Origin of the sequence: Streptomyces sp. NPDC091287 (assembly GCF_044768525.1) — a bacterium.
Taxonomy (GTDB): Bacteria; Actinomycetota; Actinomycetes; order Streptomycetales; family Streptomycetaceae; genus Streptomyces.
In genome coordinates this window covers 13,570-39,692 of record NZ_JBIVUV010000011.1, presented here as the reverse complement: position 1 = coordinate 39,692, position 26,123 = coordinate 13,570, and the positions used below count along the sequence as shown (strand labels likewise).

Genomic DNA, 26,123 nt, shown 5'->3' with positions numbered 1-26,123 from the left:
TCACGCGCGCCACGGCCGGGGATCAGCTCAGCGCGCCCGCCGCCCTGAGGTCGTCGAAGAGCAACTGGTCCACGGGCGGCACGAGAGCCCGGTCGGCGAAGGAGAACCACGCCATCTCCTCGATCTCGCTGCTCGCGGCGAGCGTGCCGCGGTAGTCGCCGAAATAGCAGCTCATCCGCACCACGGCGGCGTCGGGCCGGTCGTCCACGGGGGCTTCGTACGTCCCGGCGTGGACGACGGTCTCCCGGATCAGGCCGACCGTCAGCTCCTCCTCGATCTCCCGCAGGAGGGTCTCCAGATCGGTCTCCGTACCCTCGCGCTTGCCGCCCGGGATGTAGAAGACGTCCTTGCCCCGGGGCCGCGCGCAGAGGATCCTGCCGCCCTCGATCCGCACCCACGCCACCGTGTCGATCAGCACCGTCACCACTCCGCCCCGCTCGCCGCTCCTCCGGCGGCTTCCGCACCCCCGGTCCGGGCGGGACCCTACCGCCCGGACCGCCGACGCACGGAACGCGGGGACGGAGGCGGGACGGAGGCAGGCAAGGGAGGCAGGAACAGAAGCAGGAACGGAGACGGCGAGGCAGGGGCGGGAACGCAGACGACACGAGGGCACGACGACACGAGGGCACGAGGGCACGCCACAGGGGAGCGCGGGGGCGCGCAGGCGCCCAGGGAAGGCCGTGGGGCCAGGGAAGGCCGTGGGGCCCCCTGGAGACACGGAACGGCCCCCGGGGCCCCATGGGGCCGTCCACCGCGTCAGGGCCTGGTGCCCTGACCCACGCGCTCCACCCGGTAGACCTGGTGGCGATGGCGGTCGTCGAGGCCGTCGGCGACCTTCTGCGCCTCGGCCTGCGTGGCGTACCTGCCCACGCGGTAGCGGTTGCCGCCGTCGTCCTGCCGTATCACCAGCCAAGGGAGCACGGCGCCGCTGTCGCTCATCGTGTCGCTCCCCCGCATATCGCCCCTCTCCCCACCGGCGTGCACGTCTCTAAGGATCCCCAGGAAACCGCAGTACGCATATGCCCGAGCGTACGCCTGACCTTCACTCAGTGCAGGCGGGTTTACACAAAGAGATACACATCCGGCCATCACGAAAGGGGCGCACCCGCAGAATGCGCCCCCTCGTGACCCAACACCCCCCGGCCGACGCCCCTCAACCGGCCCGACGGGGCGTCACCTCACCTCATCTCACCGGCAGGTGGTACGCGACCCGGTACCGGTCCGCCGGCACCACCACGTCGGCCGTCTCCACGGCCCGGCCCGAGGCGTAGTACGTACGCCCGATGACGATGACCACGTGGCCGGGCACGCCACCCAGCGCCAGGAGCTCCTCCGCCAGCCCCGGGCGCGCGCCGACCTCCTCGGCGACGTTGTCCACGACGACGTCGATCGCGGCCATCCGGTCGACCACCCCGCAGCCGCCCAGCGGGCCCTCCTCCGGCAGCATCACGGGCGTCCGGCCGGTGACGGCGAGCGGCTCCCAGGAGGTGGAGAGCATGACCGGCTCCCCCGCCTCCCGGAAGACGTAGTGCGTACGCATCACACGGTCGCCCGGCTCGATGCCCAGCCGCTCGGCGATCTCGGCGCTCGCCCCCTCCTGCTCACTGCGGGACTCCCAGGTCCCGCGCGCCCCCTCCGCCGTCTGCTCCTGCCGGAACGGACTGGCCCCCTTGTCCGGGCGATTGCCGGAGCGGGCGATCATGCGGGGCACGGGACGCTCGCGCACATAGGTGCCGGAGCCGGAGCGCCCCTCGACCAGCCCCTCCGCCATCAGGACCTTTCGCGCCTCCAGGGCGACGGTGTCCGAGACCCCGTACTCCTCCCGGATGCGAGCCTGCGACGGCAGGCGGGTATGAGGCGGCAGCGCGCCGTTGACGATCTTCTCCCTCAGGTCGCTCGCCACGCGCAGATAGGCGGGCTGCTCACCGAAAGTCACAGGCCACTCCCAACAGGTTGACAGTCTGCGACAGCCTGACAACCGCGGGTTGAACACCGCAAGCATAGGCCAGAGTTTCACTCAATGTGATGACCTTGTGACGGTCCACGCATACATCGAACGTGGGCACCAGATCAGTCCCGGACGTTCTCCGACTCCACTCTGCCCAGCGCCGCACCGCCCGACACGACCACACCGACACCATCGGCATCACCGCACCGACGTCACCGCCGAAGTCCGACAACTCCCGGACTCTTGAACATTGCTGGTCCAGACCAATACATTCCTGTGCACAGCACGGCTCCCGCACTTCCTTCCGCTTTCCTTCAGCTTCCTTCCACCGTCCCTCCGCCTTCCTTCCGCCTTCCTTCCGCACCGGATCACGCACAGGAACGAGCCTCATGCGCCGAAGAAGCCTGTCCCGAATGACCACCGCCGGCGTCGCCCTGGCCCTGCTGGGCGGCATCGCACCCGCGGCCACGGCCAGCGCCGACCACGACCGCGGCAACGGCGGCGACCGCGACAAGGGCCACCACCGCCCCGCGTACAAGAGCATCGGCTACTTCACCCAATGGGGCGTCTACGGACGCGACTTCCAGGTCAAGGACCTGGACACCAACGGGGCCGCGGCCAAGCTGACCCACATCAACTACGCCTTCGGCAACGTCAACGCCGAGGGCAAGTGCTTCACCGGCAACATCCCCGGCCAGGCCGACGCCTGGGCGGACTACGCCCGTCCGCTCGACGCGGCGGGATCGGTCGACGGCGTCGCCGACACCGACACCCAGCCGCTCGCGGGCAACTTCAACCAGTTGCGCGAGCTGAAGGCCAAGCACCCCGGCCTCAAGGTCATGATCTCGCTGGGCGGCTGGAGCTACTCCACCCACTTCTCCGACGCGGCCCGCACCGCGGCCTCCCGCAAGGCCCTCGTCGCCTCCTGCCTCGACCTGTACATCAAGGGCAACCTCCCGGTGGACGGGGCCCGCGGCGGCCAGGGCGCCGCGGCCGGCCTCTTCGACGGCATCGACGTCGACTGGGAGTGGCCCGGCTCGGCGGGCAATGAGGGCACCGTCTTCCGCCCGGAGGACAAGAAGAACTTCACCGCCCTGATCCACGAGTTCCGCACCCAGCTCGACGCCTACGCGAAGAGCCAGGCGAAGGCCAAGGAGAAGGCGGCCAAGGGCAAGGGCCACGGGCACGGGAAGCCGAAGCCGATCCACTACGATCTGTCGGCCTACGTAGCGGCCAACCCGACGGCGATCGACGCGGGCTTCGACGTGAAGCGCCTCATGAAGGACTTCGACTTCGTCAACATCCAGGGCTACGACTACCACGTCTCCGGCGAGAAGAAGACGGCCCAGCAGTCGGCCCTGTACGCGAAGAACGACTTCAGCGTCGATCAGACCGTGCGCGACTGGGTACGCCGCGGCGCGCCCAAGCACAAGCTCGTGATGGGCATGCCGACCTACGGCCAGGGCTGGACCGGCGTGAGCGGCGGCGGCACGGGCATGGGCCAGCCGGCCACGGCCCCGGCTCCGGCCACCTGGGCGGCGGGCTACGAGGACTACAAGGTCCTGAAGCAGCTGGCCGCGTCGGGGACGTACAAGGTCCACCGTGATGTGAAGAACGGCCACGCGTGGCTGTTCGACGGCACGACGCTGTGGACGTACGACGACCCTCAGGTGCTGCGCACCAAGGCCTCGTACATCCGGGACAAGGGTCTCGGCGGGGCGATGTTCTGGTCGCTGGACGGGGACACCGAGAACGGTGAGCTGATCACCGCGGTCGACCGCGGGCTCAACCGCCGCTGACACCGGAGCTGACACCGGCGCTGACACCGGCGCTGACACCGAAGGGGCCGGGGCGGTCGCGCGACGCGACCGCCCCGGCCCTTCTCACGGGGTTCGGTGGTTCACCGCCCGGGCGGACTCAGAACTGGAGCGCCCAGCTGTTGATCCGGCCGGTGTCGGCGTTCGCGTTGTCGCTGACCCGGAGCTTCCAGGTGCCGTTGGCGACCTCGGAGGAGGCGTTGACGGTGTACGTGGTGACCACGTTGTCGCTGCTGCCGCCGGAGCCGTACGCCTTCAGGTTGTAGACCGAACCGTCGGGCGCGACCAGGTCGATCTTCAGGTCGCCGATGTAGGTGTGCGAGATGTTGACCGGGACGCTCAGCGCGGCCGGGGCGTTGCCGGTGATTCCGGTGACGGTGACCGGCGCCTCGACGGTGGCGTTGTCGTTGATCGCGTACCCGGTGGTGTTCTCGAACTTCTTGCCGGGGGGCGGGGTGGTGCCGCCCGGACCGACGTACAGCAGCCGGTTCGGCGAGCCGGTGCCCGGGTTGGTGACGACCCCGGGAGTGGAGGCCGCGACCAGGCCGGCGGAGACCTGGGCGGGGGTCGAGGCCGGGTTGTCGGCGAGGTAGATCGCGGCGGCGCCGGCGACGTGCGGGCTGGCCATCGACGTACCGGAGATGGTGTTCGTGGCGCTGTCGCTGGTGTTCCACGTCGAGGTGATCGAGGAACCGGGCGCGAAGATGTCCACGACCGCGCCGAAGTTGGAGAAGCTGGAGCGGGCGTCGGTGTTGGTCGTCGAGCCGACCGTGATGGCCTCGGCGACGCGCGCCGGGGACTTCGTGTTCGCGTTGGTCGACTCGTTGCCCGCCGCGACGGCGTAGGTGATGCCTGCGGCGATGGACCGCTGGACGGCCGCGTCGAGGACCGCGTCGGCGCCGCCGCCGAGGCTCATGTTGGCGACGGCGGGCTTGACGGCGTTGGCCGTCACCCAGTCGATGCCGGCGACGACCTGCGCGGTGGTGCCGGAGCCCTGGTTGTTCAGCACCCGGACGCCGACGATCTTCGCCTTCTTGGCGACGCCATGGGCGGTGCCCGCGACGGTGCCCGCCACGTGCGTGCCGTGGCCGTGGCCGTCCTGCGCGACGTTGTCGTTGTCGATGGCGTCGTAGCCGTTGGCGGCCCGGCCACCGAAGTCGCTGTGGCTGATGCGCACCCCGGTGTCGATGACGTAGGCGGTGACGCCCTCGCCGGCCTTGTCGGGGTAGGTGTAGCGCTGGTCCAGCGGCAGGCTCCGCTGGTCGATCCGGTCGAGGCCCCAGGAGGGCGGGTTGTTCTGGGTGGCGGAAACCGTGAACGTGCGGTTCTGCGAGACGGACGCGACGGCCGGGTCGGCGGCGAACTTCTTCGCCTCGGCGGCCGATGCCTCGACCGCGTAGCCGTTGAGGGCCGAGCGGTAGGTGCGTTCGATGCTCGCGCCGTACTTCTTCGCGAGGGCCTTGCCCTGGGCGGAGTCGGACTTCGCGGCCGAGTCCTTCAGCGTCACGATGTAGCTGTCGCTGATGGTGCCCGGGGCGCCCGCGTTCAGAATCACGCCTTCGGGTGCGCGCTCGGCCGCGGTCGCCGGAAGCGAGGCGGTGGCGAGTGCGACGGCGGCTGCGGTGGCTATGACGGTCGCCGCGGCGAGTCTTCGACGGGCCTGGGGGGTGTGACGCGTCACTGACATCTGAGGGGTCCTCCTCATAGGCGGTGCTCTGGTGGGGGGTGGTGCCGGAGCCACACGACTCCCGGCAGGGGCATGACAAATCAGCCGGCCGAACGCCCCGTTTTCTGCGTCGTCCGGTGAGCCGCGTGCCCTGCTGCCAGCGAAAGATTGACCGATCCATGGCGAACTCACAAGGGTGCCTTGGGGTGTGCCATACGCGCGCCATTCATCTGCCATACGCCTGACATGCTGGTGACCATGACGGCCTATCACTGCCCCGCGGACGGAACCCGGTCCGAGATCACCGCCCTGACCTGGTGCTGCCCGGTCTGCCGTGGCCCCTGGGACCTCGACTTCGCCCCCGCGCGGGGCGTGGCGTCGAACGCGCGTTCCGGGCGGGTCAATTCATTGTGGCGTTACGAGGAATTCCTGCCGCTCGCCGCCCCGCCGATCTCCCTGGGCGAGGGCCGCACCCCGCTCGTCCCGCTCACGGACACCGTCTCGGCGAAGCTCGACTACCTCATGCCGACGCTCTCCTTCAAGGACCGGGGCGCGGTGATGCTCGCGGAGCTGGCCCGACGGCTGGGGCCGGACGGGGTCGTCGCGGACAGCACCGGCAACGCGGGCACGTCGATCGCCGCGTACTGCGCGCGGGCGGGACTCCCCTGCACGGTGTACGTCCCCGAGGGCACGTCCCCGAAGAAGACCGAGCAGATCCGGGCCCACGGCGCGCACCTGGTCACGGTCCCGGGCGGCCGGGAGGCGACCGCGCTCGCCGCCCGCGCGGCGGCGGACGGACCGGGGGTCTTCTACGCCTCGCACGTCTTCAACCCGTATTTCCTGCACGGCACGAAGACGTACGTGTACGAGCTGTGGGAGGACCTCGGCGGCCGGCTGCCGGACGCGCTGGCCGTCCCGGTCGGCAACGGCACCCTGCTGCTGGGCGCGGCCCTCGCCACCGCCGAGCTGCACGCGCTCGGCCTGATCGAGACCCGCCCCCGGCTGATCGCCGTCCAGGCCGAGGCGGTCTCCCCGCTGGCCGCCGCCTTCCACGCGGGCGCGGACGACCTCCCTCCGGCCGACCCGGCCGCCGTGGTCTCCCCCACCCTCGCGGAGGGCATCGCCATCCCCCGCCCGCCCCGCGCCCGGCAGATCCTGGCGGCGGTACGGGCCTCGGGCGGCACGTTCCTGACGGTGTCGGAGGACCGCGTCCGCGAGGCCCAGCGGGATCTGGCCGCGCGCGGCTTCTACGTCGAGACGACGGGCGTGGCCTGCTGGGCGGCGGTGCGGGAAGGGAGCGGTGCCACGCGGGGCAGTGTGGTGGTGCCGCTGTGCGGTGCGGGGCTGAAGACGGGCATGGCGGGGTGAGGAGACCGCGTTCCCCGGCCGACCCGAGGACGGGCACGGCCGGGCGAGAACGCCACGCCCCCCGGCCGACCCGAGAACGGGCGCGGCCGGGTGAGAACACCACGCCCCCGGCCGACTGGAGAACGGGCACGGCCGGGCGAGGGCGCGCGCGGGGCCGACCCGAGGACGGTCACGGCCGGGTGAGGGCGCGCGCGGTGGTCTGCTCCATCCGGCGGTCGGACTGACGCCCGGTGCGGGGGCCGTGCGTGCCGTGACGGCCGACCGCACCCGCGCGTCCCTACCTTCGTCCTGTGAGCCTCTCGCGCATCTCCGTCCTCGCGCCCCTCGTCGCGGCCGCCCTGATCGCACCGTTGCCGCCCCTCGCCGACGCCACCGAGACCCCCGGCCCCGTACCGCTGCCGGGCCCGGCACACCCGTCCGGCTCCCCCGCACCGCCCACGCCCCCGCACCCGGCCGTGCCCGCCTGCGGCATGACGGCCGGTCAGGGTGGTCCCGGGACCACCTGGGCGCCGACGTCCACCCGCTTCGGGGAGGCCGCCGGCTACGACCCGTACATCGGCAACGGCTACCTCGGCCACCGGGTCCCCCCGGCCGGAGCCGGTTACGCGGCCACCGGCGAGAAGACCGGCTGGCCGCTCTACACCCCCCGCTACGACGGGGCGTTCGTCTCCGGGCTCTACGCCCGGGACAAGGCCGTCTCCGAGGGCCGCGAGGTGATCGCCGCGCTGCCGAGCTGGACGAACATCGATGTGGGCGTGGGCAAGGAGACCCTCGGCCCGAACACCCCGGCGGGCCAAATCTCGCACTACCGGCAGACGGTCTTCCTCTCCTGTGGCCTCGTGCGCACCTCACTGCGGTGGACGACGGCTGACGGCCGGGCCACCGACCTCGTGTACGACCTGCTGGCCGACCGGTCCGACGTCCACACCGGAGCCGTACGCCTGCGGATGACGCCGCGCTGGAGCGGCACCGCGACCGTCACCGGCCGGCTCGACGACCGGGGCGCGCGCCGGATCACGCTGCGCGAGGACGGCACGTTCCGGACACTGGGCACCGGGATCGAGGGGGCCGTCGCCCAGACGATGCGGCGCGACTCGGGCGTGGTCGAGAGCCTGCGGCCGGGGGCCCGTACGCCCCCGTCGGCGACCCAGGTCCGCGCGGGCCGGACGTACACGTTCGAGAAGTACGTCGGCGTCGACACCGCCCTCACCTCCCGCGCCCCCGCCGAGGACGCCCGCGAGGCGGCGCACCGGGCGGCACGGCGCGGCTGGGACCGGGTCTTCGCGGCGAACGAGGCGGCCTGGCGCGAGGCCTGGTCCGCGGATGTGCTGGTCCCGGGGGACCGCCGGCTCCAGGGCTGGCTGCGCTCGGCCCAGTACGGGCTGCTGGCGAGCACCCGGCGCGGCTCCTCCGACAGCATCGCCCCGGCCGGTCTGACCAGTGACAACTACGCGGGCATGGTGTTCTGGGACGCCGAGACGTGGATGTTCCCGGGCCTGCTCGCCACTCGCCCGGAGCTGGCCCGTTCGGTCGTCGAATACCGCTACCGCACGCGGGACGCGGCCCGCGCGAACGCCGAGAAGCTGGGCTACCGGGGCCTGTTCTATCCCTGGACCAGCGCGAGCCGGGGCCGCCTCGACTCCGAGTGCCAGAGCTGGGACCCGCCGCACTGCCTGACCCAGAACCACCTCCAGGGCGATGTCTCGCTGGCGGTCTGGCAGTACTACCTCGCCACCGGTGACCGCGACTGGCTGGCGTCGAGGGGCTGGCCCCTGCTCCGGGGCATCGCGGAGTTCTGGGAGTCGCGCGCCACGGCGAACGCGGACGGCAGCTACTCCGTCACCGACGTGGCGGGCCCCGACGAGTACAGCAACGGGGTCGACGACGGCGTCTTCACCAACGCGGTCGCCGCCACCGCGCTGCGCAACGCGACCCGCGCCGCCCGACTCCTCGGCCAGAGTCCGCCCGCCGCCTGGAACAAGGTGGCGGACGGCCTGCGCATCCCGTACGACGCGGAGAAGAAGGTCTTCCTCCAGTACTTGGGCTACAACGGCTCCACGATCAAGCAGGCGGACACCGTCCTGCTGACCTACCCGCTGGAATGGCCGATGGAGCCGGGCGCCGCGGCGGCCACCCTGGACTACTACGCGGCCCGCACCGACCCGGACGGACCGGCGATGACGGACTCGGTGCACGCGATCGACGCGGCGGCGATCGGGGAGCCGGGCTGCTCGGCGTACACCTACCTCCAGCGTGCGGTGCGCCCCTTCATGCGGGGCCCGTACGAGCTGTTCTCCGAGGCGCGCGGCGACAAGGCGGGCGCCGAGGACCCGCTGTCCGGTTTCCCCGCCGACGACTTCCTGACCGGGAAGGGCGGCTTCCTCCAGGTGTTCACGCACGGCCTGACGGGGCTCAGGCTCCGCGAGGACGGCGTGCGCCTGGACCCGACTCTGCCGCCCCAACTGCACGAGGGCGTCACGCTGAAGGGCCTGCGATACCGGGATGCCGCGTACGAGGTCGCGATCGGCCCGCGGACGACCACCCTCCGCCTGACCTCGGGCGCCCCGTTCACGGTCCACACGGCCAAGGGCCCGCGCCGCCTCTCCTCGACGCTGGAGCTGCCCACCCGGCGCCCCGACCTGACCCCGACGGCCGACGCGGCGCGCTGCCGCCCGGTGACGGCGACGTCCGAAGCCCCGGGCCTGTACGCGGAGGCGGCGGTGGACGGTGCCCCGGCGACGTCCTGGTCCCCCGACGGCGCGGCGGGCTCCCTGACGGTGGACCTGGGCCCGAAGCCCCTCCGGCTCACCTCCGTGACCCCGGCCTGGAGCGACACCGCCCCCGCCTCGCACACCCTGGAGACCTCCCTCGACGGCCGCTTCTGGCGTCCCTACCTGTCGGGCGACACGGCACGCAAGGTCCGCGTGACGGTCCGCTCGGAGGACCCGGAGAAGCCGGCAGGACTGGCGGAACTGCGGGTGGAGGCGGAGGGGCGGTAGGCGACGCTGCAGCTCTTGGGACAGGACCCCCTCACCTCCTACCGACAGGGGTCCATCAGCTCTTGGGGCAGGGCGGCACCTTGCCGCCGCGCCGGTCGCGGGCGTACTCCGCACCGGTCTGCTCGTACCAGTCGTGCAGCGAAGGCGCGCCCGAGGGCAGGCAGTCGAAGGACGGGAAGTAGACCTTCCGGTAGCCGGACGCGTCGGTCATGCGCGCGGTCAGCTCGAAGGGCTTGCCCCCGGGGCCACTGATCGTCATCTCCGCGGTGCTGCCGCCGACTTCGTAGTGCACCCGGTATCGCCAGCGGCAGTAGCCCGTCGAGGCCGTCGCGCGGACGATGAACGCCTCGGTCTCGTTCTGGTTCAGCGTGATGTGCTTGGCCTCAGGGCCGGTGAAGAACGGCTTGGCGTCCTTGGCGCCCTTGCCGGAGATCTTGAGGCGCGGGCGCGGGGCGTCCACCTCCAGCTCCAGCGGGATGACGTCCATGACTCCCTGGGAGGGGAAGTGCGCCAGGCTGCCGCCGAGCGGCTTCTCGCACCTTCCTCCCTCCAGTACGGGGACGATGTCGGTGATGCGGACCTGCTGGGCGGCCCTGCCCTGCACGGTGATCATCCACTCGGCGTTCCCGGCGTCGACGGCCTTCCGGCCCTCCCGCCAGGGGCCGCCCGACGAGATCTCTTCGATGATCTTCCGGTCCGCGTCGTCCCCGGCGCCCTTCGGCTCGCGCACCACGTAGTACCCGATGTCCTTGACGTCCTTGACCTCGACCACGTCGATGGCGTTCTGCGGTGAGAGCCGGTCCGGCACCCGGTCCAGCGGCAGGATCGTCTTCACCGTTGCGGTCAGGACGTCCTGGAACGTCACGGTCACCACGGCCAGCAGGATGCCCAGCAGCCAGGCCGTCGGGCTCTGCACGAACCGCAGCCGGCCCGTCGTCCCCTCGTCCTCCTCCTCGGGGCGCGGCAGGCGCGCCCCGCTCCCCCGGCGTACGCTCGCCCGGGTGAGCGCGCCCGTCCTGCGGGTCCCCCGCCGGTTAGTCGCCATGGGTCGACCCCTCCTCGCGCTCAGGGACCGGCTGGTCCTCGTACTCGTCGGCGCGCGGGACCACGGGGGCCGCTGTGCGCCGCGTCATCAGCAGAACCACGCCCAAGAGCGCGAGCCCCGTGGCCCATCCCCAGGCCGCTCCGAACCGGACGGCGTCGCCGAGAGCCACCCCCAGGTGTTCGGCCGCCGCCCCGCTTTCGCCGCGCGGGGCGAACCAGCGCATCAGCCGACCGTCCACGACCGCGGCGACGACGGCCGCCAGGACCGTGGCGTACCAGCCCTTCATGGCCAGGTCGGCGAGGGCCGCCGGGCGCCACCGCCGTACTTCCGCCGTACGCCGCGCCAGGGAGCGGAGCGCCACGGCCAGCACCAGGAGGAAGACGACGCTGACCACCAGGGTCGCGATCCAGCCGCCGAGCAGCTCGGTCCTGAGCGGACGCAGGCGCAGCGCCGGGTAGAGGACACCGCTCCACTCCTCGACCGTGGCCGGCGGCCGGTAGTTCTCCCACAGGTCCGGATCGAAGGTGACCGAGGCGTCCGGGGACCCCGGTGCTCCCTGCGACAGATGCCTGACGCGGATATGGCGAAGGACCGGTCCCCCGGCCACGGCCAGCAGCACGGCCGGGATGAGCCCGGCGCTGAGGAGTTGACGCCGGGCCCGGGCGGAGATCGGCGAGATCGGCGACGGTCCGGACTTCTCATGACGCTCGGAGCCTTCGCCGCCCTCGGGGCTCCCCTCGCCGGCGTCGCTCCCCTCACTCCCGTCACTCCCGGTGTCCTCCGCGGTCCTGAGGTAGGTCCGGAGGGGCTGCCAGTTCCTGTACCGCCACACCACGAGCCAGAGGACGACCGGCAGCCACAGCATGAGCAGCACGAACTGGGCTGCTGCGCCCGGCACTTCACCTACCTGGGCCCGCACCACCCAGGCACGGTAGGTGGGCATGGCGGTGACGGCGTCCGGGTCCAGGGCGGGGCCGATCAGCGTCGCCACTCCCGCGGCGAGCAGCGCGGCGCCGGTCAGGGCGAGGACGGTCCTGAGCCTCGGCCTGATGCCGGCGCTCCAGCGAAGTACCCCGTAGGTGAGCAGACCGCTCAGCACCAGGAAGACGACCTGCGGCAGCCATCCCTGCACGTGGTCCAGGTCGCGCACCGCGAAGCCTTCGAGGGAGAGGCCCAGCAGCCGGACCTCGCCCACGGTCGCCTCGGGCCGCACGAGGTCGGAGACCTGCCGCTTCATCGGATCGAGGAAAAACAGGACGGTCGCCTGGCTCCACACCCCGTAGGCGGCCAGCACCATGGACAGGCGGCGATTCACCGTCGTATTCCCCCGAGTCGCCTGTTCCGTACGTAAGTTGCGCGGCAAGTCTGCCGTACGGGCGCAGCCGTACCAAGGCTTTTACACCGACCCACCGAGCAACCGAGCCCTCCAGCCGCTCAACACCGCAACACCGCAACACCGCAACGGCGGAGCAACGCAACGGCTCGACGGCTCACCGGCTCGCCCTTCGTCGCCGGTGGCCTACCGCTCCCCCGGCAGCCGGGTCTCGCCCGCGGCCTCCGCCTCGGCCTTCGCGTCGCTCACCGCGGCGGCGGCTTGCTTGGCGGCCTCGTCGGCGGCGGCGACGGCGTCGAGTGCGAGGGTCGAGTTCGGTTCGATCTCCGGCGCCCCGACGCTGTCCTTGTCGCTGTCGACGACATCGGCGGCCACGTCCTCGCGCTCCGCGGACGCCGGCGGCCCCGCCCCGGCCGGCTGGTCGCCGAACGCACTGGTGACGGTGCGGATCGCCTCGGTCAGCTCGCCCGGGATCACCCAGAAGGTGTTGTTGTCGCTCTGCGCCAGATGCGGGAGCGTCTCCAGATACTTGTAGGCCAGGACCTTCGCGTCGGCGTTGTTGCGGTGGACGGACTGGAAGACGAGCTCCACCGCCTTCGACTCGCCGTCCGCCCGGAGGATCATGGCCTGCTGCGTACCCTGCGCCTCCAGGATGTCCTTCTGCTTCGTGCCCTCCGCGGTGAGGATCTTGGCCTGCCGCTCACCTTCGGCGTGCAGGATGGCCGCGCGCTTGTCACGCTCGGCCCGCATCTGCTTCTCCATCGCCTCTTTGATGGTGTTCGGCGGATCGATGGCCTTGATCTCGACGCGGTTGACCCGGATGCCCCACTTCCCGGTCGCGTCGTCGAGGACAGCACGGAGCCGGGCGTTGATCTCCTCACGCGAGGTGAGCGTCCCTTCCAGGTCCATGCTGCCGATGACGTTCCGCAGGGTGGTCACGGTGAGCTGATCGATGGCGTGCAGATAGTCGGCGACCTCGTAGGCCGCCGCCCGCGGGTCGGTGATCTGGTAATAGAGCACGGTGTCGATGTTGACCACGAGGTTGTCCTCGGTGATCACCGGCTTGGGGTCGGACGAATACACCTGCTCGCGCACGTCGAGTTTGGTGTTGACCCGGTCCGCTACCGGCAGGACGAAGTTCAGGCCGGGCTGCAGCGTCCGGCGGTACCGGCCGAACCGCTCGATGTTGTAGCGGCGCGCCTGCGGAACGATACGTACGGTGGCGGCCACGAGAAAGACGACGACGATCGCCGCCACAAGAATCGGGATGACAACCGGATCCATACTTCCTCCTTCGTCCTCCCGCCTACTCCCGCGCTACGTGTTCAGCCGTTCACGGAAGGAGCTCGCGGGGATACACGACGGCTGTAGCGCCTTCGATCTCCATGACGTCCACCAGAGCCCCCACCGGAATCACCAGACTCTCGTCGAGAGCGCGAGCGGACCATTCCTCACCGGAGATCTTGATCAGGCCGTGGGTCGCGGTGACCTCCTGCATGACCTCGGCCCGCTTGCCGATCAGCGCATCGCTGCCCTCGTAGGTCAGGGGCCCCTGCGCCATGTGCCGCAGCGCGACAGGGCGGACGAGGGCGAGACCCGCTGCCGCCGCCAGCCCGAGCGCCACGAGCTGGCCGAGCAGGCCGATGCCCACTCCGGCCACGACAGCAGCCACCAACGCCGCGCCGGCCAGCAACCCGAAAACGAGCGTGAGAGTGAAGAACTCCGCAGCGCCGAGCGCCGCGGCGGCGAGCAACCAAGCGAACCACGGCATCGAATCAGCCTCCCAAAGGGGACCTACTCAGCTACTTACCCGTTCTGCCCCCGTGTGGAACGGTCCGGTCAGAAGAAGCTCTGGAGACGAAGGCCCGAAGTCGGCAGCCGTTGTGTACACATGAGACACCCGGTACCTTTGAGCGTATGACGCACATGCCCATAGAGTCCATCCGCGATGTCCGCGCGCACTTGGCCGAGGTCGTCGAACGTGCCGATCGCGACGACACACCCACAGTCATCACGCGACGAGGCAAAGAAGTCGCCGCCGTCGTGTCGATCGAGGTGCTCCGCAAGTACCAGGAATGGGAAGAGCGCGAGATCAACAGCCTCATCGACGAGCGCATGGCGACCCGGTCGGCCGGCATCCCTATCGAGGACGTCATGAAGGAAACGCTGGCGCGAAGTGAGTGAGTACCGCACCGCTTTCCACCCGGAAGCCCAAGCCGAACTCCGCAAGGTTCCGCGCGACGCCGCGCTCCGCATCCTGACCAAGCTGACGGAACTGGAAAGCGACCCGTTCGGCTTCAACACCACCGCGCTCGTTTCCCAGCCCGGGCGCCGCCGCCTCAGAGTCGGCGACTACCGCGTCATCTACACCGTCGGCAACGGCGAGCTGATCGTGTGGGTCATCCGCGTCGGACACCGCTCCACGATCTACACCACCTGAGTCACCCCGCCGGAGAATCAGAGCGTCCACCATCCATCCAGCGCGGGAAAGCCAAGGGCCCACCTCCGAGAAGGTGGGCCCGCCTGACGTGCAGGTCCGCCCCGTGGGCTACCTGGCGCTCATCCACCTGCTCAGACGTTGAAGCGGAACGTCTGCGGCCCGATCCTGACCTGCCGCGGAGCCCCATCCAGGGCTCTGACCTGGGATTGCCTCGTTGGGATGCGTTGGCTCCCGACGGCCGTTTACGGTTGTCCTGCGGACTGGCTGCGGACTGAGCACAGGCCCGACTCCGGCCCGGCATTACATGAGCCGAACCTTGTCCGTCCGTGACTCCAGAGATGGGGCACTGTCTCGCTATACGTCGCCCGCCTGGAAGCGGATAGCCGGCCCGGATCCGTCGGCATCCGTCCTGTCCGGAGTGAGCAACGCGAAGGCGATGGAGACGCGGGCGGGGTCGACAGGGTGCACCAGCGCCTGCTCGGGTTCGACGACGGGATAGAGCAGCGCGATCCCGCGCTCGCCATCACGCAGCAGCTCCCGGACCACCCGACGGTGGCCGGGATCACTGATCGCGCCGAAAGCACCCGGGCGCCGACGAGCACGCCGGAACAGTGAGATCTCAGGCGTCCCGGGGAGGGGTCCCTTCAGAGCGTTCGCCGAGGCAAGCTGCGGGGCCACGATCAGCCATTCCCCCAGGGGCGCCGAGCGAGTGCCGAGACTCCGCAGATAAGCGAGGTGCGGTGCGAAGACCTTCGGACGGTCCCACTCCAGTCCGCCCAGTACGTCGAGCAGCTGTCCGTGTGTGACGATCGCGGTGAGTGCCGAGACCGAGGCGGCCCTCGTCCCGTCATGGGCGGGCACCGAGAACTGCTTCAGCGGTCCACCCAGAGCCGACAGTACCGGCCGCCACCGTTCCGTGTTCCGTGTGATCGTGGCTCCACCGACAGGCAGTGCGCTCGGCTCGATCCATCTTCCGGGCGAGCGGATCTCCACGAGCCGGGCATTCATCATTTTGCTCGCGCTCGTGGGCTTCAGCTCCGGGAGGTACTGGGCCACCAACGGCCTGATCTGCGACGGCATGATCGCCGGGCCGCCGTCCACCGGCTTCGCGTAGTCGGCGAGCTGCGCCCGGAAGGCGTCTTCATCGCGGCAGGCGGCCTCGAATGCCTCGTACAGGTCGATGCCCTTGTCGACTCCTGTGCGACGCCCGATGTACAGCCGCACCAGGTCCCGGTAGCCGTGGCGGAACCCGAACCAACGGCCCATCTGCATGAGTGAGTCAGCTTGGCTGGTGCTGCGCCGGTAGTACGTGACGGTCAGACCCTCGACGGTGAAGCCACGGGATAGTTTGGCGCCTCCCACGAGGATCTTCCACACCGGACGACGGTCGAAGTCCACGGTCCCGCTCTCGATGTCCCTGTCGCCGTTGACCACGACGACGGGGCCTTCTCCCCCTTCGATGCGGGTGCGCGCCGCGCGGAGGTACGGCACCAGGTCACCGAAGTCCGGTGGCCGCACGAACCCGCCGTGGTGGTGGGCCGAGACCGGTGCGAAGTCAAACTCGAACAGGGCGTGCAGCCGTCCGAGCCCACCGTCCCGCTCCTGCTGGTCCGCGTGCCAGAGCTGGGCGATCCGCTGCGCGCTCTCGCGGTGGTCGGCCATCCGTACAGACTCGTGGACGAGCATCGTGTGGTGGCGGTAGCCAATACCGCTCGGGTCAAGCGCCTCGCGGTAGAGCTTGACTGCCGCCGACAGGAGAAAGGCGTCCATTGCCTGCCGCAGGTACGCGTCGTCATCGCCCCCGGTCTCCCCCATGGGTCGGACGTGTGCCAGCTCCTTCGAGTCGGCGACCGTCCGCTTGTGCGCCGGCACGGGTGAGTCGAAATCGTGGAACTCGCGCGCCCCCATATAGCCGGAAGGGCGGGGCAGAGCAATCACGAAGTCCTTGGGGAACAGATCTTCCTGATCAGTCGGGTCGATCAGGACATTCGCGAACGGGGTGGCGGTGTAGGCAACGTACTGGGCGCGCGGGAGCAACCCCAGCAGTGCGGAGACGAGGCCGTTGATCGCCGTGCGTTCGGCACCTTCCCGTCCTCTCCCGAAGTGTGCCGTGTTCACCGATCCGTGGTCTGACTCATCGTCCACGATCAGGACGGGAACCTCTTCGAGCTGTCGCCCCAGCCTCCGAAGGTCGCGGACGACCCGCGCCAGAACAGCCTTGTTCTTCTTCACCACCATGAGTCGCGCCGCGCTGCGGTGCAGGTTGCGCGGGTCGTGGAACGGCAAGGCGGGATCGGCCTTCTCGAATTCGAGCGCGGTGATGCCCTGGCGCAGCGCCTGATAGTCGTCGTCACGGGTAGTGAGACGGATGACGTCGAACGCGCCGAGACGCGACGGGAGTTCGCCATGCGAGAGAAATCCGCCCCGCTGCCAGTCCGGGTCGTCGGCGTACTCGGAGTACTCCTCGGGAGCGCCACGCAGAATGTTCTCCTTGCCCACCAGTTCCATGTCGAGACGCCGTTGCGTCTGATAGCGCAACAGGTTGAGGGAGCCACTGAGCACGATTACCAGCCGGTAGCCGCGATCGACCGCCTTGGCGATCACGCCGGTGAAGTTCGCGGTCTTCCCGGACTGGACATGCCCCATCACCAGGCCCTTGGTCTGATAGGCGACCGCGTCCGTGGGGTCGGCGAGCCGCTCGACCACTCGGTCAGCAGCCTCGTCGATACCGGCCACAGCCTCGGCCGACCAGCCCTTGAGGTCCCTCAGGCACCGTTCGTAGGCGGGCCAGTACCAGCCGTCGGCGAAGTGCGCCGGAGTGGCCCACGGCGGCGGCGGTTCGCCGATAACGATGGGGCCGACGGCGAAGGAGATCGGGACCAACTCGGTCAGGATCCGGCGGGTGGCCGGCTCCAGGGCGAGCGCTTCGTACAGCGCGATCCGGCGCTCGGCACTGCGGGGCGGGCTGTTCGTCCACTGCCGGCCCGTCTCGTGGTCCCACCGATTGATGTTCCGTCGCCAGGAGTCGACCAACGGGCCTGCGGCGGCTCCGGCGGTCAGCTGGTCACGCAGCACGTGCTGTGAGGTAGCGGGCCGGGCCGACAGATCGGGGGATACGTACATGAGTGCCCGGGCGAAAGGCCGAGGACCGGAACCGACCATGGTCTCGAATGCCAGGTCATGCAGCTCGACCGTTGCCTCCCCCAGCGGTCCGGCATCTGGATCGCCCAGCGGAACAAGGGCATCCAGCACATCGCGGTGGCGCTGTTCGAGTTCCAACCGATCATAGGTCGCGCATCGGCGATCCCATGTACCAGGCAGGGAGTCGGTTCCCGCCACGGTGGGTGCGGAGTCCGCACCCACCAAGATGGTGCGCCAGGACGCCAGGACGGTGGAGCGCACGCGGACCGGCATGTCACGGGCCCCGGTTGCGTGCTGTGCCGCGTAGCGGTCCAGTTCGGTCAGGAAGGCGTCGCCACGGTCCTCCAGCGATCCCGTGGAGAGATGCAGTTGAGTACGCAGCCGACGGAGGTCCGAGTGGGCCCGGTTCAGGGCGGCCTCCGCTTCCCGGCTTCTGCGGTCCGCTTCCTTGGCCTGTTCGACCGTGCGGCGGACCTGGGCGCTCAACGTCCTTATCTGGTGCTGCGGGTCCTTGCGCCCCTTCTTGGCGGCGCCATGGAAGTGCCGCAGCTGGTCGGCATCGGCTGCGGAGAGCCCGTCTCCGGCAAGCCCGATGAGCTGTTCGACAAACTCCACAGGCGGAAAGCTCCTACACCTGAGGTACCTGCTGATCGTCGCGAAGTTCCACGACAGCTTGCGGGCGACGGCCCTGCGCGATAGGCCCAGCGCGTCGAAGGCCGCGCGCATGGCCCCTACGAGGTCCAGTTCGGCGGCGGACAGATCGGCGCGAGACTCATCGAGTGTGCCGTCCGCCCGGTTGTCTGACAGCACCCACCATTCCTACCTGCTACCTCTGACACCCGGGGGTGTTGCGCGGAATCCTGCAACACCCCAACTGTTGCTGCCGACTCAGCAACATGTTGCCCCGTGCGCAACATTCTTCGAGTACCGGAACGTCGTCACCGGAACTGCCCGACCTCACCACCAGGACGACGAAGAATGCGCAAGCTCAAGACGATCAAGAAGGACATGAAGACGACCCCGAAGTGGACGGTCCGCACCCGGCGGCTACGTCGGTACGCCCGCCGCGCCTGGTCGGGTCTCATCAGGCACATGCTCCGCGGCGCGGCTTCGGCGCTGGGTTCGACACTCATGGCGTGGCTCATCTGGTGGGCGATGAACCGGTGAAGCGCAAGACGATTCCCTTCGTGCCGATCGGCGTCGTCGGAGAGTCGGCTCCCAACCGCACTGGCTGAAGCCGGAACCACACGTCGGCACCGCACGAGGGAGGGGGGCCCAACAAAGCCCGACCCCTCCCTCCGCACATTCGGCGAGTCATACGTCGAAGCGACTCCCTGTCCTTGCTGCGGGCATCTCGTTCAGCGATCTTCACTCGGATGCCGCCTAGCTGTCGCCCATCGAAGTGGAGAGAAGTTCGCGGGCGCGACGTGCCACGCTGTCGAAGTTTCGCGCAGAGGCGATCACCGCCTCAAGGTCAGGCCGTGCTTCAGATGGCGTGCCACTACCAACGGTCCATTCGGCTCTCTGCAGACGTGCCGCCATCTTCGGCTCCATCACGATGTCGATCGTCGCGAGAATCGACTCAATGTCCCGGTGGGCACCAGCGCGGTCTCCGCTCGCCCAAAGAGCACGCGCCCTGCGAGCCAGTGCGATGTAACGGCGGTTGTAAGTCGTCTCTGCGAGGCCAAGCACCGCCGTGCGATCCGCGACGGCGGAGGGCACATTGCCGTCGTCATCGTGGAGGTCTGCCCGGTTATTGAGCGCACAGGCACGTGCCTCGTCCTCCGCGGAAGAGTCTTCGATGACCGCTGTGAAATCCGCCATCGCGGCGTCCCGATCACCGGTATCCAGCCGCGTGATGCCGCGGTTGTTCAGGATGTCCGAGCGGACCGACCAACGCGGGTCGCAGTCGGCAAGCGCCTTCGTGAAGAGTTCATTCGCCCTGCGTGCGTCGCCCTCTTTAAGAACGAGATTGGCGAAGCGGAAGCGTGCGGTCACAGCAAGTTCATCAATGCTTCGCTCAGAGATCGATTCTCGCAAGGTGTCGAACCGGGAGAAGATCCACTCGAGCGCAGGATGGTCGCTCCGTTGAAGGAGTGGCACGGTGTCCGCCGCCATTCGCGCACACGCCACCGGCGACTCGAGCCAGTCGCCGGCATCGAGCAGGTGCACCAACTGCTCGTGCTCGCTATGGTCGCCGGCGGCACGTTCGACGAAGGCTTGGTACGCCTGCTGGTCGGCCCGCCATGCAAGCTGCAGCAGGCCCACCGCAGCAGCGCGGTCTGTGCCAGTTGTGGCCAACCGGTCGAGGACGTACAGCTCGCCGAGGATATCGGGGCGGACCCCGTCCAGCAGATCATCGAGCGACACCGCAAGGAAGTCGTCATACACGTCAGGCAGAAGCCCTGCCGGAGGCGACAGCGTCAGCAGGAGGCGGGCATATGCGTCAGCCGAGACACCACCAAGCGCTGTCGCCAGGGTTCTCACGTTTCGCGCACGGCGGGCTGGAGAGAATCCACCGACGCTCTGCGCCATCTGACCATCCAAGCGTGCGATGAGGCGCCTCAGTGCCGCGTCGCGGTCGACGCTCACGCCGTTCTCATCGAGCCAGTCCATCGTCGCAACGAGCGCAAAGAGTGGACGGCGCTCGGCATCGATCTTTTCGGCGTGATCGGCGATGTCCTCAACATTCGTTGACGACAGTTCGGTTCGGGCATGCGTGGCTACGGCCTTGATCAGCCTACGAATGTCTGGGCGAGATAGGCCGCCAAGCTCGCGTGGTAGGCCGTACTGGCTCGCCTGTACGTGGAAGGACTCCTCCATGCGGTGTGTGCGCTGCAATGTATCCCACCACGTACCCGCAGCCTGACGTTCTAGAACGAGTACGCGCACGGGTGCACTCAAGGCTCGCTGACTGAGGCGGAAGAGTGCCTCTGAGAGCCATGCACTGCGCTGAGCCGCGTAGTCGACTACTACGAGTGTCGGCCGCGTCGGTTGGAGGCTGCCCAGTGCCGACTGGAAATCGTCACGAAGGAATCCTGCATGCCATTCACCTGCCACCGCCCGGCACAGTTCGATCGTCAGGCGACTTTTCCCTGCGCCGGCAGATCCAGTCCACAGCCACCACGAGAAGGCTTGATCTGCTTGCAGGAATTCTTTCAGTTCTCGAATTTCGGCATCACGACCGACACGAGCGATGACGGTGTTGGCGAACGCAAAGAGAGACTCGGAGGAGTCAAGCTGCGGCAAGGCCAGCACGAGGGTGTCGTCTGATTCCCCGACGCCGGCCTCGAGCATCTTGAGGGTTTCACGCTCGGCCTCAGTCTTCCACTGTCGAAGTGCCGACGCGGTGTAGCGAAGCACGTCGCTGTCAATGAGCTTTCCGCAGTTCTGGCACAGCCAAATGCCATTATGTTCGGAAGCGCGCTCGACCGGGGTGAGGGCAGGATTGTAGCGTGGGCCACCCGGGCTAGCAGCCATGATGTGCGCGGCGACACCGACGTTGACAGCGCCGCTTGACTGCAGCTTGGGCCCTGACGTAACCGCCCGGCAATCGGGGTTGCTGCACCTGGAAGCAACCCGCCGGGCGAGAGCATCCTTCACTACCTTGGCGAAATCATCCCTTGAGGTGCCGAAAGTCTTCCCGGCCATCTGGTCCCCCAGAATCATTCGTTGAGCAATCTGACGAGCTGCGGTGACCCAACCACGACGAACCGGCGAACCCGTTTGGCGCCCTCATCGCACGGATACCGGAAATTCGTTGACATACATCATATACCCGCTTCGCGAGATCGACTACGGGCGTGGTGGGGACAGGCTCTGCAAATTCACTTTCGAGCTTCCCTCGAAGGACCGGCCACAGAGCCTCAGCCATGGCAACTTTCTCGACCTTGATCCTCATTCGGCCGATTGGGACCTTAATGTCCTGATGTACCGCGCGAGCCTCCTCAAGGAATTGGCGCATGCTCGCTCGCCACTCCAGCGAGTCTGCCTCGGGCCCGCGATCAGCAACTTGAGCAATGACAGGAAGCAGCTCATCGTCCGTAAAATTGGCCAGTTCGTACTTGTCTTTGCCCCAGACGTGCACAGTCACCAGGAAGTCAAGGTAGTCCTCTGGAATTTCTGCGCCTTGACTTCGAGCCTCTTCCTGCACCGCCGCAAGCAACGCCTGACGCTCCGCCTCGCACTTTTCGGGCGTCGCCCATTTATTCTCGGCATCCATCGCAATAACCAGCGCCGTAGGGGTGGCATCCAAAAGCCAGACGTCACCTACCCGGCGGCCGACTCGTGGCGTAACCCCGTATCTCGCAATCAGCTGAGGGCTAACCCTCGACCCTTTGCACCGCTGCACTCGCACTTGCTGAGGGTCCGTAAGGCCGAGCTCGGCAAGCAGACGCGGGACGTGAATAAGTTCAGTCTCCCCCTCGACCAGCACAATAACTCTGGGGTGGGGGGACAGGCCGAAATCTCCGAGTGCCCGCTCCAGAGTCGCAGCTTCCTCATATCTCGGGTTCAAGCGGTCATGAAGCGCCGTCCAATACCCGTCCCCGGTGAGATCAGGGAGCGGCTCAACCAAACCGTCCTCAGCCAGGTCATCGTGGGCCTGCAAGAGCACTTCGGCGGCCACTCGCTTCCACATGCAGTCAAGCGGATCGCCCTTAAGCTTCGACCAACCCGAGTAGCTGGTATGGCGGATCAGCGGCAACCACTTAACCAGAGGGTCACGAGAGTGCGCTTGTGCGAGAAGGGTCTCGGCATGCCCCCGAAGGCCAGCTGGGTTGAATCCGCTAACGCTAAGAAGATCTGCCACCGAGAATCCCGAACGAAATCGCCAGAGGCCCTGCTCGTCTGCCCCACCCAGAAGACTGATCCGGCCGAGAACGCCGCCGAGGTAGTGTGGCGACAAGGCCGCCAGAGCAAGCACCATTGAGTGGGATCCTGTGCCCGGATGACGGATAGGCCAGATATCGCCCTGCCGAACGAATCTATACCGCGCTAGTGCTTCATTCAGCCCAATCAATTGCCAAGACGAGTAAATGAAGCCATTCCACCAACTTCTCGCGTCGACTCCGCCAGGGCGCTCATAAGGCCAGGCGACACTATACCCTTCTTGCCTTGGGTCACGCAAGCGCCCCTCTAGCGCGGCACCCATCACCCAACCTCGTGGGTTCTTTTCAAGCAACACGTTGCCGATATCCACCCGACGACCCTCCGCTGGCGCGTCACTCACCCTATAAAGCGGAACGAGCAGACCGTGAATATGGAGCGCTTGCAGGTCCTGCGAACGCAAGTTGTGGCCGCGCTCTTTAGCCTTCCGAATAAACGAACCAGTATCGAGAAGCTCATCCTGCGTGAAAGCAAATGGAATTTTCAGCAATTCGAGCGACGATCGAACTTGATGTCTCACGGCGAAGTCCCCTTAGCCACGCATGAACAGGACCCTTACCAAGAGTATGGACTTCCTCCATGCGCAAGACGTACGGGAAGTAGCGAATCACTCCCATCCGTCGAGCGAGACATCTTGGCCTCCGTTCAGGTACCCGGTTAGAGCATTGGCCGTGGTATCAACGAAGGCTTCGGGGATGGCATTGGCATCGACCCAGCGGACCTCAGAGTGCTTGCGGGGTTCGCGGTTTTCTGGTTCACCGGTCCATTCGTGGGCGGCGAAAACGACCGTCACGAAGCCGTTCGGGGCTTCGACGCCCCAGGCGCCGTGGATGATGTGGGCGACCTTGAGGGACTCAGGCTTCACCGTGAGCCCGGTCTCCTCGTAGAGCTCGCGGACCGCGGTCTCGGTGATGGGCTCGCCCGGCTCGCTCTTTCCGACGGGGAGGTCCCACAGGCCCTGGGCGAACTTGGCGTTCTCGCTGCGCTGGAGGAGGACGACGCGGTTGGTGGCCTTGTCGTGGACGATGACGGCCGCGACCAGCAGGGTCATCGATTCGAGCGCCGGCTTGAGGGCTTGGGAGCGGTCGTCGGTCTGCTGAGCCACGGGGGTTCCCTTCGTCAGGCGGGTTGTTGGGCATGTTAGGCGAGGGCCTCGCGAGCGCGGCGAGCGAGATCGGCGGCACCGGGTACCTTGCGCCGCTGGTAGACCGCGAGCGTGGAGCGGATCGAGGTGATCGCCTTGCGGGTGCGGTCGGAGGTCATGCCCTCCATGAGGACCAGGGTCTGGGTCCAGGCCGCGACAGCTTCATCGGCTCGGGCCTGGGCGGCGAGGCTGTCGCCCAGGTCGGCGTGGGTGAGGGCGTGGACGCGCTTGTACTTCTCCGGGTCCCAGCGGGTGAGGGCGTCGCGGTGCTGCTGTTCTGTGCCGATGTGGTCGGCGAGGTCGGTCAGCGTGCGGGCGGTGTGGCTGGACACGGTGGCGGCCGCTGGGCCGCTGACGCGGGAGAAGCTGGGCTGGGGCCCGTCTTCGCGCAGGAGTGCATCTTCGGCGGCGAGGAGAGCACGGGCTGCCAACGGGTTTTCGCCAACGGCTGCATAAGCGCGGGCGTGCGTGATGTGCAGGAGCGCTTCCGTCTGGCCGTCTACGTGGCCGAGGCCGCGGGTGAGGGCTCCCTTAACGAGGTCCACGCAGTGGTGGGGTTGCTTGAGGCTGAGGGACTGGTGGGCGAGGGCGCGCATCATCCAGGCGGCATGGCCGTGAGGGTCGGCTTCGCAGGCGAGCTGGTAGCCGACCTGGTAGTAGCGCTGGGCAGCGCCTTCGTGTCCAAGGTCGTGGTGCTTCCACCCTGCGAGGTAGGCGAGTTCGGCGACGGCGCCGAAGGCGGCCTGGCGTAAGGCTTCTGTGGGGAAGCGGCCGCGCAGAATGGGGGCTGCCGTGTCGGCGAGGTACGCAGTGACCGTGGTCAGGCCGTGCCCGCCACCGAGGCGTTCGTCGGCGGCGCTGAAGGCTGCCGTGATCTGTCGTACGACGTCGATGTCGTCGCTGCCGACGAGGGAGCGGGCGGTGCGGGCGCGGAGCATCCGCGAGGTGGCTTCGTGGTCGTGCAGGAGCGGCATGGCCACGCCGGCCGTAGTGAAGGCGGCGATGGCGAGGAAGCGGCGGCGCTCGACGTCCGCGCGGCCGAGGTCGGTGACCGCGGTGACGGGGTCGGTGTCCGGTGGCGACTCCGTGTCGGGTGAGTGGAGGCCGAGCTCGGTTCGGGTGACGACGCGTCCCAACCGCCGGGAGAGGGCTTCGGCGAGGTACTGGCCTGCCTGGCCGGTCGGTGTGCGGGCACCGACCACCCAGTGGGAGATGGCCGACTTGTTCGTCTGGAGCAGTTCGCCGTTCTCGGCGGCGATGCGGCGTACGTCCTTGGCGAGCGCGTCATACGTGCACCCGGCGGCGTTGATCGTGTCGCGCAGGCGGGAGTTGGCGCTGGTCGGTGCCGGCACGATCGCCTCCGCTCCGGATCCGTAAACCGTGTATACCGCTTAGCCTCGGTCACACCGTACCCACTCTGCGTAGCGAGCGGTTCACTTATCGACAGCCGCCCCACTCACGGCATCGCGGGCCGGGCGGCCCCCAAGTTCCGTACGCCCTAACGGGCTCGGGCATTCCTGTGCCCCGGGCCCGGACGATCAGAGACGGAGACACGGTGACCACCATCGACACCGCGACCATCACGGTCGAGCTGCCCGACGCCTTCGACCCGCGCTGGAACCGCCTGCCCGGCATCCAGGTGGACGGCCGGCGCATCATCATCAACCCGGCCGAGTACTTCTTCCGCTTCGAGTCCAGCACCTGGCTCGTCGCCGACTGGGACTTGGTGAAGGCCCAGCTCCTCGACGTGGACGAGACGACCGAGAGCGCGGTCGAGCAGCTCGCGCTCGACTTCATCAAGAACCACGGCGAGTCCACCTCCGATGCGGCCCGCGTGCTGGCGACGGCGTACGGGGTGCACACGTACCTCTTCCGCGAGGAGCACTTGGCCGGCCTCGGCCTCCCGCAGATCACCGCCGACCACCTGCGCATGCTGCGCGAGGCAGCTACGTTGATGGCGCTCAACAAGGTCGAGCTGGACGGGCACATCTCCAACGTCGGCCCGTGCTGGTTCTTCCCCGCCGCCACGTCCGTCGTCTTCGACCTGGACGACGAGACGGGCGGAATGCTCGACGAGGTCTACCACGGAGGCTGGTTCAACGAGCACCGCCGGATCGAGTCCATCAAGGCCCACGCCGCCCTTGGCGGACGGCTCGTGCACGGCTGCCAGTCCGTGCCGGACCAGTCCGGCGGCGTGGTCGCACCCTACGGTGCCTCGATGGCGAATTTTCGCGACGACCTCGCCGCGTTCAAGGCTGGCTGGATCGAGCAGGTCTACGCCCACCGCGTAACCGCAGCCGAGTAACCCTGCCCCCAGTACGGCTCCGGGGCGGGC

Annotated in this window: 20 protein-coding genes; 7 read left to right on the top strand and 13 right to left on the bottom strand. The window is 68.5% G+C overall.

Translation table 11 applies throughout. The features are described from left to right. Positions 1-22: 22 nt before the first annotated feature. The 3 genes from ACIQRW_RS19735 to ACIQRW_RS19725 all read right to left on the bottom strand — a co-directional run bounded on the left by ACIQRW_RS19735 (position 23) and on the right by ACIQRW_RS19725 (position 1,936). Positions 23-427: an NUDIX domain-containing protein gene (locus ACIQRW_RS19735; protein ID WP_403761805.1), complete on the bottom strand. Its 405-nt coding sequence runs from the start codon at positions 425-427 to the stop codon at positions 23-25. 329 nt (positions 428-756) lie between these two features. After that, positions 757-957, bottom strand: a complete 201-nt coding sequence (locus ACIQRW_RS19730; RefSeq protein ID WP_403761802.1) for an SPOR domain-containing protein — start codon at positions 955-957, stop codon at positions 757-759. A 226-nt stretch (positions 958-1,183) separates the two neighbouring features. Beyond that, positions 1,184-1,936: a GntR family transcriptional regulator gene (locus ACIQRW_RS19725; protein ID WP_403761799.1), complete on the bottom strand. Its 753-nt coding sequence runs from the start codon at positions 1,934-1,936 to the stop codon at positions 1,184-1,186. A 401-nt stretch (positions 1,937-2,337) separates the two neighbouring features. Here ACIQRW_RS19725 and ACIQRW_RS19720 point away from each other — a divergent pair, with 401 nt between their 5' ends. Continuing rightward, on the top strand, positions 2,338-3,747 hold the full coding sequence (locus ACIQRW_RS19720; RefSeq protein ID WP_403761796.1) for a glycoside hydrolase family 18 protein: 1,410 nt from the start codon (positions 2,338-2,340) through the stop codon (positions 3,745-3,747). Positions 3,748-3,865: 118 nt separating this feature from the next. Here the strand turns inward: ACIQRW_RS19720 and ACIQRW_RS19715 are convergent, their stop codons facing one another. Beyond that, positions 3,866-5,452, bottom strand: a complete 1,587-nt coding sequence (locus ACIQRW_RS19715) for a S8 family peptidase (protein WP_403761793.1) — start codon at positions 5,450-5,452, stop codon at positions 3,866-3,868. A 237-nt stretch (positions 5,453-5,689) separates the two neighbouring features. Here ACIQRW_RS19715 and ACIQRW_RS19710 point away from each other — a divergent pair, with 237 nt between their 5' ends. Together ACIQRW_RS19710 and ACIQRW_RS19705 are read left to right on the top strand one after the other, a co-directional pair. Beyond that, a complete protein-coding gene (locus ACIQRW_RS19710) occupies positions 5,690-6,799 on the top strand; it encodes a threonine synthase (protein ID WP_403761790.1) in 1,110 nt (369 codons plus the stop codon). Positions 6,800-7,089: 290 nt separating this feature from the next. Then, positions 7,090-9,798, top strand: coding sequence for a discoidin domain-containing protein (locus ACIQRW_RS19705; RefSeq protein WP_403761787.1), 2,709 nt, complete (start codon positions 7,090-7,092; stop codon positions 9,796-9,798). A gap of 55 nt (positions 9,799-9,853) precedes the next feature. Here the strand turns inward: ACIQRW_RS19705 and ACIQRW_RS19700 are convergent, their stop codons facing one another. From ACIQRW_RS19700 to ACIQRW_RS19685, 4 genes are all read right to left on the bottom strand, one after another. Next, positions 9,854-10,843, bottom strand: coding sequence for a hypothetical protein (locus ACIQRW_RS19700; RefSeq protein WP_403761784.1), 990 nt, complete (start codon positions 10,841-10,843; stop codon positions 9,854-9,856). Then, positions 10,833-12,158, bottom strand: coding sequence for a hypothetical protein (locus ACIQRW_RS19695; RefSeq protein ID WP_403761781.1), 1,326 nt, complete (start codon positions 12,156-12,158; stop codon positions 10,833-10,835). Before ACIQRW_RS19695 ends, ACIQRW_RS19700 begins: the two co-directional genes overlap by 11 nt. A gap of 204 nt (positions 12,159-12,362) precedes the next feature. After that, entirely contained in the window at positions 12,363-13,460 is a 1,098-nt protein-coding gene (locus ACIQRW_RS19690; protein ID WP_403761778.1) for an SPFH domain-containing protein, read from the bottom strand. Between the two features lie 49 nt (positions 13,461-13,509). Next, the gene (locus ACIQRW_RS19685) at positions 13,510-13,947 is read right to left on the bottom strand and encodes an NfeD family protein (protein ID WP_365543534.1); all 438 of its coding nucleotides are present in this window, start codon (positions 13,945-13,947) and stop codon (positions 13,510-13,512) included. A 146-nt stretch (positions 13,948-14,093) separates the two neighbouring features. Here ACIQRW_RS19685 and ACIQRW_RS19680 point away from each other — a divergent pair, with 146 nt between their 5' ends. Both ACIQRW_RS19680 and ACIQRW_RS19675 read left to right on the top strand, forming a co-directional pair. Beyond that, positions 14,094-14,360: a type II toxin-antitoxin system Phd/YefM family antitoxin gene (locus ACIQRW_RS19680; RefSeq protein WP_403761775.1), complete on the top strand. Its 267-nt coding sequence runs from the start codon at positions 14,094-14,096 to the stop codon at positions 14,358-14,360. Then, the gene (locus tag ACIQRW_RS19675; RefSeq protein ID WP_403761771.1) at positions 14,353-14,616 is read left to right on the top strand and encodes a type II toxin-antitoxin system RelE/ParE family toxin; all 264 of its coding nucleotides are present in this window, start codon (positions 14,353-14,355) and stop codon (positions 14,614-14,616) included. Before ACIQRW_RS19680 ends, ACIQRW_RS19675 begins: the two co-directional genes overlap by 8 nt. Positions 14,617-14,970: 354 nt before the next feature. Here the strand turns inward: ACIQRW_RS19675 and ACIQRW_RS19670 are convergent, their stop codons facing one another. Next, the gene (locus ACIQRW_RS19670) at positions 14,971-18,567 is read right to left on the bottom strand and encodes a Z1 domain-containing protein (protein ID WP_403761768.1); all 3,597 of its coding nucleotides are present in this window, start codon (positions 18,565-18,567) and stop codon (positions 14,971-14,973) included. A gap of 168 nt (positions 18,568-18,735) precedes the next feature. On the opposite strand from ACIQRW_RS19670, the gene ACIQRW_RS19665 reads away from it, so the two are divergent. After that, positions 18,736-18,924, top strand: coding sequence for a hypothetical protein (locus tag ACIQRW_RS19665; protein WP_403761765.1), 189 nt, complete (start codon positions 18,736-18,738; stop codon positions 18,922-18,924). Positions 18,925-19,140: 216 nt separating this feature from the next. On the opposite strand, the gene ACIQRW_RS19660 is transcribed toward ACIQRW_RS19665, so the two are convergent. From ACIQRW_RS19660 to ACIQRW_RS19645, 4 genes are all read right to left on the bottom strand, one after another. Then, positions 19,141-21,408 (bottom strand): hypothetical protein, encoded by a 2,268-nt coding sequence (locus ACIQRW_RS19660; RefSeq protein ID WP_403761762.1) that lies wholly within the window; start codon positions 21,406-21,408, stop codon positions 19,141-19,143. Then, entirely contained in the window at positions 21,374-23,164 is a 1,791-nt protein-coding gene (locus ACIQRW_RS19655) for a hypothetical protein (RefSeq protein WP_403761759.1), read from the bottom strand. The genes ACIQRW_RS19660 and ACIQRW_RS19655 overlap by 35 nt, the downstream gene beginning before the upstream one ends. 87 nt (positions 23,165-23,251) lie before the next feature. Further along, entirely contained in the window at positions 23,252-23,749 is a 498-nt protein-coding gene (locus ACIQRW_RS19650) for an NUDIX domain-containing protein (RefSeq protein WP_403761756.1), read from the bottom strand. Between the two features lie 35 nt (positions 23,750-23,784). Beyond that, the gene (locus tag ACIQRW_RS19645; protein ID WP_403761753.1) at positions 23,785-25,140 is read right to left on the bottom strand and encodes a tetratricopeptide repeat protein; all 1,356 of its coding nucleotides are present in this window, start codon (positions 25,138-25,140) and stop codon (positions 23,785-23,787) included. 203 nt (positions 25,141-25,343) lie between these two features. Here ACIQRW_RS19645 and ACIQRW_RS19640 point away from each other — a divergent pair, with 203 nt between their 5' ends. Then, positions 25,344-26,093 carry a hypothetical protein gene (locus tag ACIQRW_RS19640; protein WP_403761750.1) on the top strand — a complete coding sequence of 250 codons (750 nt, stop codon included), beginning with the start codon at positions 25,344-25,346 and terminating at the stop codon, positions 26,091-26,093. Positions 26,094-26,123 lie beyond the last annotated feature (30 nt).

Excerpts from the sequence above, each read along its gene's own strand:
- ACIQRW_RS19680 (WP_403761775.1), top strand. The coding sequence starts at position 14,094 with ATGACGCACATGCCCATAGAGTCCATCCGCGATGTCCGCGCGCACTTG.
- ACIQRW_RS19665 (WP_403761765.1), top strand. The coding sequence starts at position 18,736 with ATGCGCAAGCTCAAGACGATCAAGAAGGACATGAAGACGACCCCGAAG.
- ACIQRW_RS19685 (WP_365543534.1), bottom strand. The coding sequence starts at position 13,947 with ATGCCGTGGTTCGCTTGGTTGCTCGCCGCCGCGGCGCTCGGCGCTGCG.
- ACIQRW_RS19730 (WP_403761802.1), bottom strand. The coding sequence starts at position 957 with ATGCGGGGGAGCGACACGATGAGCGACAGCGGCGCCGTGCTCCCTTGG.
- ACIQRW_RS19660 (WP_403761762.1), bottom strand. The coding sequence starts at position 21,408 with ATGGCCGGGAAGACTTTCGGCACCTCAAGGGATGATTTCGCCAAGGTA.
- ACIQRW_RS19710 (WP_403761790.1), top strand. The coding sequence starts at position 5,690 with ATGACGGCCTATCACTGCCCCGCGGACGGAACCCGGTCCGAGATCACC.
- ACIQRW_RS19700 (WP_403761784.1), bottom strand. The coding sequence starts at position 10,843 with ATGGCGACTAACCGGCGGGGGACCCGCAGGACGGGCGCGCTCACCCGG.
- ACIQRW_RS19690 (WP_403761778.1), bottom strand. The coding sequence starts at position 13,460 with ATGGATCCGGTTGTCATCCCGATTCTTGTGGCGGCGATCGTCGTCGTC.
- ACIQRW_RS19720 (WP_403761796.1), top strand. The coding sequence starts at position 2,338 with ATGCGCCGAAGAAGCCTGTCCCGAATGACCACCGCCGGCGTCGCCCTG.
- ACIQRW_RS19715 (WP_403761793.1), bottom strand. The coding sequence starts at position 5,452 with ATGTCAGTGACGCGTCACACCCCCCAGGCCCGTCGAAGACTCGCCGCG.